This is a genomic window from Corynebacterium sp. MSK218, from assembly GCF_030232655.1.
GTDB lineage: Bacteria > Actinomycetota > Actinomycetes > Mycobacteriales > Mycobacteriaceae > Corynebacterium.
This window is the reverse complement of record NZ_JASPGN010000012.1, coordinates 11730-26958: the sequence shown is the minus strand read 5'-3', so window position 1 is coordinate 26958 and position 15229 is coordinate 11730. Positions and strand designations below refer to the sequence as shown.

Genomic DNA, 15229 nt, shown 5'->3' with positions numbered 1-15229 from the left:
TGCAGGTTCTCTTTAGAGGCCTGGGAGGAGGGAGACGACCTGGTCAATGAGCCAGATGCCGATGAACGGGGTAATCACGCCGCCTAATCCCCAAATACCGAGGTTGCGGCGTAGAAGGGAGGACGCGGAGGCTGGCTTATACGACACGCCCTTGAGTGCCAATGGGATGAGCGCGACGATGATGAGCGCGTTAAAGACCACCGCGGACACGATGGCGGACTCAGGCGAATGCAGGTGCATGATGTTGAGGCGTTCCAAGTGCGGCAACTGCGCGGTGAAGAGCGCCGGCAGGATGGCGAAGTACTTTGCCAAGTCGTTGGCCAAGGAGAAGGTGGTCAACGCACCACGGGTGATCAGCAGCTGCTTACCAATGCGAACGACGTCGATAAGCTTCGTCGGATCAGAGTCCAGGTCCACCATGTTGGCGGCTTCCTTCGCCGCGGAGGTACCAGTGTTCATGGCTACCCCCACATCCGCCTGCGCCAGGGCCGGGGCGTCGTTGGTGCCGTCACCGGTCATGGCCACCATGCGGCCTTGCGCCTGCTCTTCGCGGATGCGGGCGAGCTTATCTTCCGGGGTGGCCTCGGCGATGTAGTCATCGACACCGGCTTCCTTAGCAATGGCCGCGGCGGTCAGCGGGTTGTCGCCGGTGACCATGATGGTTTTGATACCCATCTGGCGCAGCTCGGCGAAACGCTCGGCCATGCCGGGCTTGACGACGTCACTCAGCTGCACCACCGCGATCACCTTGCGGCTGCCATCGGATTCTTCCACGGCAACTGGCAGCGGGGTACCGCCGTCTTGCGCAATCTGGGTTACTGAATCCTCGATCTCTTGCGGCCACGTGCCGCCTGCCTCAGTTACCCACTTTCGCACGGCGTCGCCCGCGCCCTTGCGCAGCTTTCTGTTAGCCAGGTCGAGACCAGACATCCTGGTAGAAGCGCTGAACGGGATGACTTCAGCCTTCCGAGCTTCCGCGTCGCCCTCGCTAGACAGAGAGTAGTTCTCCGTCAACCAAGCCACGATGGAGCGGCCCTCCGGGGTTTCATCCGCCAAAGAAGAAATGCGCGCAATTTCTGCAGCGTCGCGCTCGTTCACACCCGAAGCCACGATCAGGCCCGTGGCCTGGCGGTTGCCGTACGTGATGGTGCCGGTCTTATCCATAAGAAGCGTGGCGACGTCACCGGCTGCTTCCACCGCACGGCCGGAAGTGGCCAGAACGTTGTGGCGAACGAGGCGGTTCATGCCGGCGATACCCACGGCGGATAGCAGTGCGGCGATGGTCGTCGGGATGAGGCATACCAGCAGCGCGACGAGGGACAGCGGGGACAACTCAGCGCCGGTGAACAAACCCATGGGAGCCAAAGCCGTCACGGCGATGAGGAAGAGGATGGTCAGCGTGGAGAGCAGGATGCTCAACGCAATCTCATTCGGAGTCTTGCGGCGTTCGGCTCCTTCCACCAGAGCAATCATCGTGTCCACAAAGGTGGAACCCGGTTCAGAGGTGATCTTGACCTTGATGGAGTCAGAGAGCACCACAGTGCCGCCAGTCACGGCACAGCGGTCACCGCCGGCCTCGCGGACGACGGGAGCCGATTCACCCGTGATAGCAGACTCGTCGACGGTAGCGGCGCCTTCGATGACGTCACCGTCACCCGGGATGGTCTCTCCGGCCTCCACTCGCACGATAGATCCTCTCGTGAGCTCAGACGCAGGGACCACCTCAATGCCGGAGTCCGTTATGAGGTTGGCAGTAGCATCATCACGCACAGAGCGCAGGCTGTCGGCCTGGGCCTTTCCGCGGCCTTCGGCATAAGCCTCCGCAAAGGCCGCGAAGGCGATAGTAAACCACAGCCATATAGTCACGACCCATCCGTAGAAGCTGGGGTTGATGATGGACCACACCGTAGTCAGTGCGGCGCCGACCCACACGACGAACATCACGGGGTTGCGTGCTTGGGCAAGCGGGGACATTTTGCTTGGCAGCGCCTTCAGCGCCGCAGCGGCAAGACCGCTATTTTTGTCCGCAGTCTTTGTGCGAGGAGCCTTGACCTGCTCAGCGGTCATGGTGGGGGTTGTCATGATAGTGCCTCCGAAATGGGACCCAGGGTGAGGACGGGGAAGAAGGTGAGTGCTGCGACCAGCAGGATGACGCCGATGGTCAACAGGGAAAAGGTGATGCCGGACGTGGGCAAGCTGCCGGCAGTGGTGGCCTGGCGCTTCTGCCCTGCCAGGCTTCCGGCTAGGTATAGGGCGAAGACGATCGGCAGGAAGCGGCCCAACAGCATGGCCAAGCCCAACGTGATCTGCCACCAGGGCTCAGTCACCGTGAGACCTGCAAAAGCCGAGCCATTGTTGTTGGCCGCGGAGGTAAACGCGTAAAGCACTTCAGAGAGGCCGTGCGCATTGTCCGCTGTGCCCGGCGCGCCGAAGTTGGTTGCAGAGAGCTCAACCAGCTTGCGCTGCGCCACGGAGGCTCCGACGCCCACGAGGACTAGAACCGGCATGGTGAGGATGTAGAGGCTGACTGCCGAAATTTCCTTGCGTCCAATCTTGTTGCCCATAAACTCCGGTGTGCGGCCTACCAGGAGACCACCGATGAACACTGCGAGGATGGCCACAATCAACAGACCATAGAGGCCAGTGCCCACACCGCCTGGAGCGATCTCACCCAGCAACATGTTGAGGATGAGCAAGCCGCCGCCCAGCGGAGAATAACTATCGTGCATGGAGTCCACCGCACCCGTCGAGGTACCCGTGGTGGACACGGCGAACAATGCCGAGGCGTCAATGCCAAGGCGCTGTTCGATACCTTCCAAGTTGGCGCCTGCCAGCTGGGACGCACCGCCGACGAGGGTGTGCTGTGCCCAGGTCACTAGGACAACCATCACGGTCCACAGTCCACCGGCAACGCCAAGCAGCGTCCACGCGTGCTTCTGCGACTTAAGCATCACACCGTACGTGCGAATCATGCAGAAGGAGATGACGAGCAGGGAGAAGATCTCCACCAGGTTGGTAAAGCCCGTTGGATTCTCAAACGGGTGCGCAGAGTTGGCTCCGAAGATGCCACCACCGTTGGTGCCCAGCAGCTTGATAGCTTCTTGGCTGGCCACGGGAGCACGGGAGATATCCACGCCAGAGTCAGTGACCAGGTTGGATCCAAAGGTTTGCATGGTTCCGCCGAGGATGAGCACGGTGGAGATGATGAGTGACAGGGGAAGCAGGATGCGAACCAGACCACGGGTGAGGTCCACCCAGAAGTTACCGATGAGCTTCTGACCATCCTTCGTTGCTGCCACGTCGCGCTGGTAACCCAGGTGGCCGATGCCGCGGATCAACGCAACAGCCACGCACATGCCCACAGCAGCCGAGGCAAAGTTTTGTACGGTCAGGCCCAGCATCTGCGAAGCATTGGTCAGGGTGTCTTCGCCAGAATAGGACTGCCAGTTGGTGTTGGAGGTAAAGGAAGCCGCGGTGTTGAAGGCCATCCACGGCTCCACTGCGTCTTCGCGGGCGTTGCCAAAGCTTGGCAGCACTGCTTGGAGCCGCTGCACTGCGTAAAGAACCAAGACAGAGGCTAGGCTGAAGCCCAGCAGCGCACGAGTGTAGTTCTTGGCGTTATGGCCCCGGTTGGGGTCAACCCGCAAAATTCTGTACACGAGGCGCTCGACAGCCCAGTCTTTTTCAGAGGTATAGGCACGGGCCATCCAGTTACCAAGCGGCACATAAGCCGCCGCTAGAAGGGCAAGGAGGGCGAGGTACTGCGGTGCTACCGCCACAATGCTGGCGATCATGCGAAACGCTCCGGGTCAATAAGGGAAATGATGAGATAGGCCACGAGCGCGACAACAATAATGAGCCCAATGACCGCTGTGATGGTGTTCATGATTTACGCGTCTCCGTCCATAAACTCGTTGATGGCGGAGGGAGCGCTAAATGTAAGGACCACGATCACGATGACCAGAATGTCCAACATGTGGGAGAGACCCCCTTGGGTGAAAGCAATACAAGGTGTGCCCGGTGCCCCAGAGCATCGAGCGCCGGTGCTGGTGAGCACCTGCCGATCATTGACGTTAGGCCCGCTCTCCCCTAGACCTACGGGTTATTTGCGGCATCTTTACACCCCTTGACCCCGATTTTTACGCTTTATTTACGGACTCCCTTACCTCCCTTCCGCTTTAGGGGAAATCAACGCATTCGTGATGCGCGCCGTACACAGTCTCCTCCCCTCGTCATCAACGATGACGATCTCGTGGGAGCACAGCGTCTTGCCCAGCTTGATCGCGGTGGCCGTCGCCGTGACTAGGCCGGTGCGCCCAGAGGCGTGGTGCGTGGCGTTAATGTCCACGCCGACGGCGACCTTGCCCAAGGTTGAAGCGTGAATCACCGCCGCCCAGCTGCCAACGGCCTCGGCGATACAGGCCATGGCACCACCGTGGAGCAGACCGAAAGATTGGGTATTGCCCTCAACCGGCATGGTGGCCACCACTCGCTGAGCTGACTCTTCCAGGATTTCTACGCCCATCTTCTTGTCCAGCTCACCCAACTGAATCTTCCATACCTCCGCGGCCATGCAGTACTCCTTACTTACTCCTAGAAATGTGACGCAGACTATACTAGCCTGTATTTACTGACCAACCGTTCGGAAACTAATGGAAAGGCCAAACTTTTCGCTATGACTGAAGCCCTCGTCCCCAGCTACCTCTCCGGCCAGTGGCTCACCCCAGACAATCCTTCGCGCGTTACGGACGTGCACGACGCCTCCACCGGGGACGTTGTCGCCAGGGTTAGCGCCGAAGGCCTCGACATCGCCAGCGCCATCGACTACGCCCGCCACACTGGGCGCGAAGGACTCCAGAAGCTCACCTTCCATGAGCGCGCCCTCAAACTCAAGGAGCTGGCACTCTACCTCCAAGATCACCGCGAGGAGCTTTACGAACTAGCCAATAAGGCCGGCGCCAACAAACGCGATAATTTCGTTGATATCGACGGCGGTATTTCCACCATGTTCACCTTCTCCTCGAAGGGACGCCGCGAGATGCCCAACTCCACCGTCTTGCCGGATGGCGAGGCAGAAGTCTTTTCCAAGGACGGCTCCTTCATTGGCCGCCACATCTACACCTCCATCCCCGGCGTCGCAGTGCAAATCAACGCCTTCAACTTCCCCGTTTGGGGCATGCTGGAGAAGTTCGCCCCGGCCTTCATCGCGGGCGTGCCCTCGATTGTTAAGCCGGCGACGCCGACTGGTTACATCACCGCGGCCTGCGTGCGCCTCATGATTGATTCCGGGATCCTGCCGGAGGGCAGCCTGCAGCTCATCTCCGGCTCCGCCCGAGACCTGCTCGATCACCTGGATTACCGCGACCACGTGGCGTTTACCGGCTCCGCTGACACCGCGAATACCCTGCGTGCACACCGCAACGTCATCGAGGGCGGCATCCAGTTCAGCGCGGAGGCGGACTCCCTCAACGCAGCCATCCTGGGCACCGATGTCACTGCAGATTCCCCGGAGTTCGAAGCCTTCGTCAAGGCGGTCTTTGGCGAAATGACCTCGAAGGCCGGCCAGAAGTGTACGGCCATCCGCCGCGCCATCGTCCCGCATGCGCTTGTCGACGCCACCATTGAAGCCCTCAGCGCACGCCTGAGCGAGAAGGTCGTCGTGGGCGATCCGCGCGATGCCTCCGCCACCATGGGCCCGCTGGTCTCTGCAGATCAGAAAGCAGACGTCGCGGAAGCCGTCGAGAAGCTCAAGGCAGGCGGCGGCGAGGTTGTCTACGGCGGCGAGGAGGCCGAAGGCGCATTCTTTAACCCCACCATCCTGCGCTTTGCCGATAACCGCGCCCCGGCCGTGCACGACACCGAGGCTTTCGGCCCCGTCGTCTCCTTCCTGGGCTATGACTCCCCCGCCGAGGCCATCGAGCTCGCCGCCCTGGGCTCCGGTTCCCTGGTCGCCTCCGTCATTACGCACGACCCGCAGCTCACAAACGAGTATGCCCTCGGCATCGCCGCCCACCACGGCCGCCTGCACTTCCTTGACCGCGATGACGCCAAGACGTCTACTGGGCACGGCTCTCCCCTTCCGCACCTCGTCCACGGCGGCCCAGGCCGCGCCGGCGGCGGCGAGGAACTCGGTGGCGTGCGCGGCATTCAGCACTACATGCAGCGCACCGCCATCCAGGGAACCCCAGACCATCTCACCGCCATCACGGGCCAGTGGCACCGCGGCGCGGCCGTGCAGCGTGTGACCCGTGCCGACGTTGAGAATGGCCAGGGTACCCACCCCTTCCGCAAGGACCTGGCCACGCTGCAGATCGGCGACCAGTTCGCCTCCGACCTGCGCCACGTTTCCCTCGAAGAGATCCTCGAGTTCGCGGAGAAGACCGGCGATACCTTCTACGCTCACACCGACGAGGAAGCCGCCACAGCTAACCCCTTCTTCCCGCGCCGCGTAGCACACGGTTACCTGCTCGTCTCCTGGGCAGCGGGACTCTTCGTGGAGCCGGCACCGGGCCCAGTCCTGGCCAATTACGGCCTGGAAAACCTGCGCTTCATCACGCCGGTGACCTATGACGATTCCATTCGCGTGGAGCTGACCGCCAAGCGCATTACCCCGCGCGTGACCGATGACTACGGTGAGGTCTGTTGGGACGCCGTCCTCTATAACCAGGAGGATGAGATTGTGGCGACCTACGACGTTCTGACACTCGTAGAGAAGGTCAACACAACCTACGCCTAGGACTCGGCCTCGATTTCTCGCTAATTATTTGCGAGATAAGTCACACAATCGGGGCGAGTTTCTTTTATCATTACTGTCATGAAAGAAACTACCCCAGTCACTAACTCCATCATCATCGTGGGCACCGGCCTCGCCGGCATGGTCGCCGGCTACGAGGCCCTCAAAGGTGGCAAGCACGTCATCTTCCTTGAACAAGAAAACCGCAATAACCTCGGCGGGCAGGCCTTTTGGTCGCTTGGCGGGCTGTTCTATGTCAATTCCCCTGAACAATCCATGATGCGGGTCAAGGACTCCGAAGAGTTGGCGTGGCGGGACTGGGCCAACTCCGCTGATTATGACCCAGTGACCGAGGAGGACCGTCACGATTACTGGGGCAAGAAATGGGGACGCGAGTATGTGCGCTTCGCCGCCAATGAAAAGCGTAGCTACCTCAAAGGCCTGGGCCTCAACGTCTTGCCCACTATCGGCTGGGCCGAGCGCGGCTCTGGTGATGCGTCCGGCCACGGCAATTCCGTCCCGCGCTTTCACCTCACGTGGGGCACGGGCCCCGAGGTCGTGCGTGTCTTCCGCGAGCCACTCCTTAAAGCAGAAGAAAAAGGCCAGGTAGAGTTCCATTTCCGCCACCGCGTGGATGAGCTCGTCGTCGAGAACGACGAGACGGGTCGTCCGCGTGTCGTGGGCGTGCGCGGCAGTGTCCTCTCCCCCACCAACCAGATACGTGGCGAGGCGAGCCCGAGGGACGTCGTCAAGCACTTTGAGCTCCGCGGCTCCGCCGTGGTCATCGCCACCGGCGGCATCGGCGGCAACCTGGAGAAGGTACGCAAGATGTGGCCCACTGAGCGCTGGGGCGAATGCCCGAAGGAACTGGTCACGGGTGTGCCGGCACATGTCGACGGCCGCGGTATCGACATCGCCCAGAACGCTGGCGCTTCCGTGGTCAATACCGACCGCATGTGGGCCTACACCGAAGGCATGACCAACTGGGATCCCATCTGGCCTGGTCACGGCATTCGCATCATTCCGGGCCCTTCGGCACTATGGCTCGACGCCGAAGGTAATCGCCTGCCCACCAACCTCTTCCCCGGCACCGATAATCTGGCCGCGCTCGCCCACATTGGTCAAACCGGCCACGGCTATTCCTGGTTCGTGCTCAACAAAGCCATCGTGGACAAAGAGTTCATCTTCTCCGGCTCCGAACAAAACCCGGACCTCACCGACAAGGAGATCAAGAAGCTCGCCGGCAAGTTGGGCCCGGGTACGCACGTGGCGGTTAAGGCTTTCATGGATAACGGCATCGACTGGGTCGTTGAGGATAACCTCGCCGATCTCGTCGCCGGCATGAACCGACTCGCTCCGGAGGGTTCCCCCACTATTGAGGAGGCCCACTTGAGAAAAGTCCTGGAAGACCGCGACTCGCAGCTTGATAATCCTTTCAGCAAGGACGCCCAAGTCAACTACATCCGCGTTGCGCGTGGCTTCTTAGGCGACAAGCTCATTCGTGTCGCTCCCCCGCACCGCATCCTCGATGAATCCAAGGGCCCACTCATTGCGGTCCGCCTGACGTTTCTCACCCGCAAGACTCTGGGCGGGCTGGAAACCAACCTGGATGGCCAATGCCTCAACGCCGACGGCTCGGTGCTTCCCGGTTTGTATGCCTGCGGCGAGGCCTCCGGCTTTGGCGGCGGTGGCATGCACGGAAAGAACGCACTGGAAGGAACCTTCCTCGGCGGCTGTATCCATTCCGGCAAGCGTGTAGGCGAAGCCCTAGCGAAGAGTTAACTAAGAGCCAACCAATAGTTCACCCAGCGCCATCGCCCATACTGTCCTACCGTAGAGACCATGAACCTCGCTAGAAACGTCCGCATCGTCGTGGAGAATCCTTACTTTACGGTCACACGCTTCGTCGCCACGCCCGCTGAACTCACCGTGGGCGAAATGATCATCATCGTGCATGCAGCTCTCGGCCTCGAACCATCAAGCCCGGGCCAGCTCATGGTGCGTGAGGACGAGGAGCCCATCGATATCTTCCCCATCATCGACTCGGACTTCTACACGTCCTTCGGTGATGACGTCCACTACCACCCCTCTGAGGGCGATTGGTGCATCACCATCAGCATCGCAGATACCTCCCGGGTGGTCATGGGGCTGCCTGCGCTTATCTCCGGCGAAGGCCCCGACCTAGTCACTGAGTTGGGCTCCCCGCAGGCGATGTTCAGCGTCATGCTCGACGTTCAAGCCTCCATGGCTTACATGGGCGTCCCGCCACAGGACATGGAGCGCATCTTCAGGCTCTTTCCCAATTACACCCTTGACCAGATCAATCAGCGGCTGACAACGTGCTATCACCCAGCGATCGCGCAGCGCTTGGCGACGATGGGCACGGAAGCCGCCAACCTTGAAGGAGGAACCCAATCCTCACTCAGCTCCGAGCTCCCCTTTGATCCGTTCAGCGCTCACCCGTGGGATGACTTCTCAGATGACGTTGATGACTTGGGCTTCCCCACTGAGCTCCTCGAGCAATGGCGCGAGGAAGTTTATGAGGCCTACCCAGAGCTGAGCCCGGATTTTGCGCTTCCGGAGTTATCTGAGGACACCGTCCAGATGATTGGTCAGCGTGTACGCGAATACTTGGATGTCATCCGCGACTTTCCCCGCCTCACCGGCGCTGGATTCCTCAAACAAGCTGCAGTTCAGCGCTTGAAGGACTGGCTGCCGAAGCCTAACGCCCATGAAACCGTCAAGCGTGAGGACTACCACCAGACGCTGTTGAATCTGCGGGAGTTCTTCCTCGGCCTAGATTGGATTACGTGCACCACCTCTACCATCCGAGTCACTGAGCTTGGCGAAAGGGCTGCCCGCGATCCGGACTTTGCAACGCAGCTCATTCTTGGAGCCATTCCCTATTCCTACTCTCCTCCGAGTGGTGCTCCGCAGCTGGGCTTAGACCTCGTGCATCTGCTGCGCGGCGACATACCGACGCAACTGGACTGGGACCCTATCCTCATCATCTCGCGTGACCTGTTCTTCGCGCTGGGCATTCTTACCCATGACACCCACCTGGCCACTATCAAGCCAGGTCACGAAGGTTTTGTGGCCGCTGTACTCGCGTCTTTGCGCGATGACCTCAACCAAGAACTCGACTAGCACCAGCACGCGCTGTGTAGCGCGTGGCTAGGCCTGTGGCCCCGCGCCAGGGCCCTGATTCTGGCTCTGGCCTGGGTTGCGGCCTTGGCTGTGACTGTGGCCTTGTGGCGCAGCGGGTTCTTCCTGTGGCTTCGCAGGAGTTGAGCGCACGCGCCGCACCGCAATCACCAGCAAGACAAGACCGCTGAGCAAGAACGCCAGGGCCCGGAAAATACCGGACAAGGCAGCTAGGTCGAAGAAGGTCAGCTTCAGCGTTGCCACGAGGGCAAGGAGAATACCCAGGCCAGTGAAACCTTCGTGGTGCTTGATGAGCAAGCGCGCGGCAATGAGCATCCAGGCAACGGACACCACCACGTGGCTGGCAAACCACGGCGAGGAACCCCAGGCGTCACCGGTAATGAGTCCGCCAAGACCGGTAATTGTTCCAACCACTGCAACCATGCTGAGGCCCAGCGCAAAGACTGTCGCGCACGCAGCGTACACGCGATTGTTAGCGAGCCCATGGATCTGGGACCTGCGCAACCACGTTGCAATCAATGCCAGACCCAGCAGCACTGCGGAAGCAAACATTGTCGGTTCTTCACGGAACGCCTGCGGAACGGCAATGCTCGAGAAGAATAGGGGATTGACAAAGATCACCACGCCTACTACCCACGCTGCTTGCAGAGCGCCATGCTTTAGGTAGGGCAGCAGAAGCACCAGCGCGATGTAGAACACTGCCGTGAGGGCAACCGCAACCCACAAGCGCACATCGGACATGCCACCGTTTGCCCCATGTTCACTATCGGAAAAGTTGGCGAGCTGGGTGGCTTTATACGCGAGCGCAAAGGCAACAGGGAACACTCCCAGCGCAATGCGTCCTTGTAGTTGGCCCCACGCTACCGCAGCGATGGCGGCAAAAGCGGCAACCAGAATCCACGCAGGAATCTCATAGTTCACTCGCACAAGGCAGAGCCCCAACAACAGTGCTGGCACAAGCAAGCCAGCTGTGTAATCACCGAAAGCCCTACGGCTAGTGGGGAAGTGGACTGCAAGGCCTACGAGTAGTACAGCGGATACACCCAACACCGCGTTGGCCACGATATGCATATCGGATGACTTGCCCATGATCAGGTTGGCCACGACCAGCAGCAGTGCAATAGCGCCGGTACCACGCAAAGTATCGTTCCTGCGCCACGCTGAGTAGCCCAACACCATCAGCGGCATGAGCAGCACGGGCAAAGCACCAACACCGGTATTGGCAATCAGAATGCTGGCTACCACGGCCATACCGATGGCAAACCACATGATGGTTAGCCTATGGAAGCCTTCGGGCTTGTAGTGGACGGAGGCCATGTACGCGGCAAAAAGCATGGTCAGAATTACCGCGCCTAGCCACGCTGGCCACCATCCCAGCCAGGTCACCACCAGCAAGGAAGTAACGAGTGCTGAATACAGCGAAGTCGCCAGCAGAGCAGTGGTTCCTGCTTCTGGCGCCTTGCCACGGAACTTCCATGCTGCGCCGGCCAGCGCTAAGGAGACCACATAGGCAAGGATCACTCGTCCGAGCGGACCAAGCAGCCCTGCCTGAATGGCCATGCCCACGAGGAAGGCGACACCAATCAGGGTGATGACCGTTCCAGCAATAGCCACAACACCGATGAGTGTCTTTTCTTGGTCTTCTGGATTACGCGGCTTCTTAGGCACCCAGGGCTGCGCCGGCGGTCGCTGCTGACCACCGTGCGGGGCCGGGGCACCGTTGGGTCCATGCTGCGGCGGGAATTGCGGCACAGGTTGTCCTTGCGGTCCCCGCTGTGGCTGTGCTCCTTGGTGTGGCCGTGGCATTGCTCGCTGAGGAACGCCTTGAGCCTGTCGCTGATGCTGCTGCGGAGGCTGTTGAGGTTGCTGCCGCGGACGCTGCACCTGCTGCGCACTCGGTCCTGCCTGCTGGCGGGGCATAGGCCGCTGAGGGCCAGACTCCAGAGGACGCGGCTGGCCACGATAGGGCGGCTGTTGCGACCGTTGCGGTTGCTGCTGCTGTGCGTTGGGGAATCGCGTAGGCGAAGGCTGCAGTGGTGCCTGTGCTGCCGCAGCCTGGGCCCGAGCCTGTTCTTGCTGGGCTAGCCACCGGCGGGCTTCATGAAGCTCGCGCTCTGCCGCATCCAATCGGCGGCGGAGCTCTTCAAGTGCTGGATCCTGTTCCATGCCTATTGCTTACCTTTGTTTTCAGTAAGCAGCCACGCAACTGACAGCTTTGTTATCTACTTGAAACCAAATATTGCCCTTGCCGCCACACTCATAACCCCAGACCTGAAACCCCATACTCGCTGGTCGGCGTCGCCTAGCGCTTGGCGACGCCCCACCTCCCACCAGGGAGTTGCGGGTTCCAGGTCTGGGGGTTTGGTGTTATGCGGCCTGGCGGAACGTGGATGTTGGTTTACTTCACCACCAGGTTCACCATGCGGCCCGGGACGTAAATCTCCTTGACCACGTTCTTGCCGGCGGTAAGCTCCGCAATGCGCTCATCGGCCTTGGCGATGCCTACGACGGTGTCTTGGTCGGCGTCGGCAGGCACCATGACGCGGGCCTTGACCTTGCCGTTGATCTGCACCGGCACCTCAATCTCGTCGTCGACAAGGTACTTCTCGTCAAACTCCGGGAAGGATTCGTAGGTGATGGTGCCCGCGTGGCCGAAGCGCTTCCACAGTTCCTCCGCGATGTGCGGGGCGACGGGGGAGACCAGCTGGGCCAAGGGCTCTACCGCGATGCGCGGAGCGCCCTTCGGGTAGGTCTTGGTCAGGTAGTTGACGTACTCGATGAGCTTGGCCACCACCGTGTTGAGGCGCAGGTTCTCGTAGTCGTCACGTACGCCGGCGATGGTGCGGTTGAGGTGCTTCAGGTCATCGTCGGAAAGCTCTGCGTCCGTTGTGGACAGCTCGCCCGAGGTCTCATCGATAGCTAGGCGCCACAGGCGCTGCAGGAAGCGCTGCGCACCGACGACGTCCTTGGTTGCCCACGGGCGGGAGGTGTCCAAGGGGCCCATGGACATCTCGTAAACACGCAGGGTATCGGCACCATAATCGCGGCAAATGTCATCCGGAGCGACGGAATTCTTCAGGGACTTGCCCATCTTGCCGTACTCCTGGTTGACCTCTTCATCCCCGTAGTAGAACGCGCCATCGCGTTCTACTACCTCGGCGGCCGGGACGTAGACGCCGCGGGAATCGGTGTAGGCATAAGCCTGGATGTAGCCCTGGTTGTACAGGCGGCGGTAGGGCTCCTTGGAGCTCACGTAGCCCAGGTCAAAGAGGACCTTGTGCCAGAAACGGGCGTAGAGCAGGTGCAGCACGGCATGCTCAACGCCACCAACGTAGAGGTCAACGCCACCCGGGTCGTTGGCGCCGTGCTCGTCTGGGCGCGGGCCCGTCCAGTAGCGCTCGTTCTCCAGATCGCAGAACTTCTCATCGTTCGTCGGATCGATGTAGCGCAGCTGGTACCAGGAAGAACCTGCCCACTGCGGCATGACGTTGGTGTCGCGATAATACGTCTTGGGGCCATCCCCCAGACCCAGGTCCAGCTCCACCTCAACCCACTCGCGGGCCTTGGCCAGCGGCGGCTGCGGGGAAGAATCGGCATCATCCGGGTCAAAGGACACCGGTTTGTAGTCTTCTACCTCCGGCAGCTCGATGGGCAGCATCGACTCCGGAAGCGGGTAGGCCTGGCCGGCCTCGTCGTAGACGATGGGGAAGGGCTCGCCCCAGTAGCGCTGGCGGGCAAACAGCCAGTCACGCAGCTTGTACTGGATCTTCTCGCGGCCCACGCCCTGCTTCTCCAGCCACGGGATGATGGCAGCGATGGCCTCATCCTTGGACATGCCGTTGATATCCAGGGAATCGTTGGCGGAGTTCACGGCCTTGCCGGACTCCGTGTACGCCTCCTTGGTGATGTCGCCGCCGGACACAACCTCGGTAATCGGCAGGCCAAAGACGGTAGCAAACTCGTAGTCACGGGTATCGTGTGCCGGAACCGCCATGATGGCGCCGGTGCCGTAACCGGTCAGGACGTAGTCCGCGATGAAGATCGGAACCTTCTTGCCGTTGACCGGGTTGGTGGCATAGGTGCCCAGGAAGACACCGGTCTTTTCCTTATTCTCCTGGCGCTCCAGATCGGACTTCGCCGCAATGGAGGCGCGATAGGCCTCCACGGCCTCCTTGGGGTCGTCGTTGCCAAAGGTCCAGCGCTCGTCCACGTCATCGTCGTAGGGGATGGGGGAGAGGAGAGCGTCGACAAGCTCGTGCTCCGGAGCCAGCACCACGTACTCCGCGCCGAAGAGGGTGTCCGGGCGCGTGGTGAAGACGTCGATGTCGTAGCCCTCGGCGTGGAAAGTGACCTCCGCGCCGCGGGAGCGGCCAATCCAGTTGCGCTGCATGGATTTGACCTTGTCCGGCCAATCCAGAAGCTCCAGGTCATCGAGCAGACGGTCCGAGTAGGCGGTGATGCGCATCATCCACTGGCGCAGGTTCTTGCGGAAGACCGGGAAGTTACCGCGCTCGGACTTGCCCTCCGCGGTGACCTCCTCATTAGCCAGCACCGTGCCCAGGCCCGGGCACCAGTTCACGGTGGAGTTGGACAGGTACACCAAACGGAACTCATCGAGCGCGTGGCGCTGTTCTTCCTTAGTCAGATCCGCGTAGTAGCGGCCATCCTTGGTGGTGCGCTTGCCCACCTCGAGCTCCTTGATGAGCTCAGACATTGGGCGCGCCTTCTGCTGCTCCTCATCGAACCAGGAGTTGTAAATCTGCAGGAAGATCCACTGCGTCCACTTATAGAACTCCGGGTCAGTCGAGGCCACCGAGCGGCGTGGATCGTGGCCCAGACCCAGCAAACCCAGCTGGCGGCGCATATTCTTGATATTCGCCTCCGTCGTAGTGCGCGGGTGCGTACCCGTCTGGATAGCGTACTGCTCCGCCGGCAGGCCGAAAGCGTCGTAGCCCAACGTGTGCAGGACGTTCTTGCCCAACATACGGTTATAACGGGCAAAGGTATCAGTAGCGATATAGCCCAGTGGGTGGCCCACGTGCAGACCCGCACCAGACGGGTAGGGGAACATATCCTGGATGTTCAGTTTCTCCGCGGGGAGCTCCTTGCCCTCCTCCGCGAGCGGCCCAACTGGGTTCGGCGCGTTGAACGTACCGTTGTCCTTCCAGTATTGCTGCCAGGCACTTTCAATTTGCGCGGCGAGCTCCGGCGTGTAGCGGTGGGTGGTGTTATCGCTCGGGTTAGTCATGGTTAGACAGTGTAGTCACCCCACGGACATCTCCCCAGTTAGACCCAGCCATGCCGCATTCTGCTCCGCTGCGCGGCGGCGCC

10 protein-coding genes are annotated in these 15229 nt (G+C 60.9%); 4 read left to right on the top strand and 6 right to left on the bottom strand.

Annotated elements, in window-relative coordinates; all coding sequences use genetic code 11:
- Positions 1-12 precede the first annotated feature (12 nt).
- From kdpB to QP922_RS10030, 4 genes are all read right to left on the bottom strand, one after another.
- Positions 13-2082 carry a potassium-transporting ATPase subunit KdpB gene (gene kdpB, locus QP922_RS10045; RefSeq protein ID WP_502869604.1) on the bottom strand — a complete coding sequence of 690 codons (2070 nt, stop codon included), beginning with the start codon at positions 2080-2082 and terminating at the stop codon, positions 13-15.
- On the bottom strand, positions 2079-3791 hold the full coding sequence (kdpA, locus tag QP922_RS10040; protein WP_502869606.1) for a potassium-transporting ATPase subunit KdpA: 1713 nt from the start codon (positions 3789-3791) through the stop codon (positions 2079-2081). The genes kdpB and kdpA overlap by 4 nt, the downstream gene beginning before the upstream one ends.
- The gene (gene kdpF, locus QP922_RS10035; RefSeq protein ID WP_039672809.1) at positions 3791-3886 is read right to left on the bottom strand and encodes a K(+)-transporting ATPase subunit F; all 96 of its coding nucleotides are present in this window, start codon (positions 3884-3886) and stop codon (positions 3791-3793) included. Before kdpF ends, kdpA begins: the two co-directional genes overlap by 1 nt.
- 276 nt (positions 3887-4162) lie before the next feature.
- Positions 4163-4573, bottom strand: a complete 411-nt coding sequence (locus QP922_RS10030; protein WP_284809295.1) for a PaaI family thioesterase — start codon at positions 4571-4573, stop codon at positions 4163-4165.
- A 102-nt stretch (positions 4574-4675) separates the two neighbouring features.
- On the opposite strand from QP922_RS10030, the gene paaZ reads away from it, so the two are divergent.
- The 3 genes from paaZ (at position 4676) to QP922_RS10015 (ending at position 9880) form a co-directional block, all read left to right on the top strand.
- On the top strand, positions 4676-6736 hold the full coding sequence (gene paaZ / locus QP922_RS10025; protein WP_284809294.1) for a phenylacetic acid degradation bifunctional protein PaaZ: 2061 nt from the start codon (positions 4676-4678) through the stop codon (positions 6734-6736).
- Positions 6737-6814: 78 nt separating this feature from the next.
- Positions 6815-8515, top strand: coding sequence for an FAD-binding dehydrogenase (locus tag QP922_RS10020; protein WP_284809293.1), 1701 nt, complete (start codon positions 6815-6817; stop codon positions 8513-8515).
- Positions 8516-8575: 60 nt separating this feature from the next.
- Positions 8576-9880, top strand: coding sequence for a hypothetical protein (locus QP922_RS10015; RefSeq protein ID WP_284809292.1), 1305 nt, complete (start codon positions 8576-8578; stop codon positions 9878-9880).
- Between the two features lie 27 nt (positions 9881-9907).
- On the opposite strand, the gene QP922_RS10010 is transcribed toward QP922_RS10015, so the two are convergent.
- Positions 9908-11650, bottom strand: a complete 1743-nt coding sequence (locus QP922_RS10010; RefSeq protein WP_284809291.1) for a DUF2339 domain-containing protein — start codon at positions 11648-11650, stop codon at positions 9908-9910.
- Between the two features lie 23 nt (positions 11651-11673).
- On the opposite strand from QP922_RS10010, the gene QP922_RS10005 reads away from it, so the two are divergent.
- Positions 11674-11820 (top strand): hypothetical protein, encoded by a 147-nt coding sequence (locus tag QP922_RS10005; protein ID WP_284809289.1) that lies wholly within the window; start codon positions 11674-11676, stop codon positions 11818-11820.
- A gap of 476 nt (positions 11821-12296) precedes the next feature.
- On the opposite strand, the gene leuS is transcribed toward QP922_RS10005, so the two are convergent.
- Positions 12297-15146 (bottom strand): leucine--tRNA ligase, encoded by a 2850-nt coding sequence (leuS, locus tag QP922_RS10000; RefSeq protein WP_284809287.1) that lies wholly within the window; start codon positions 15144-15146, stop codon positions 12297-12299.
- Positions 15147-15229 lie beyond the last annotated feature (83 nt).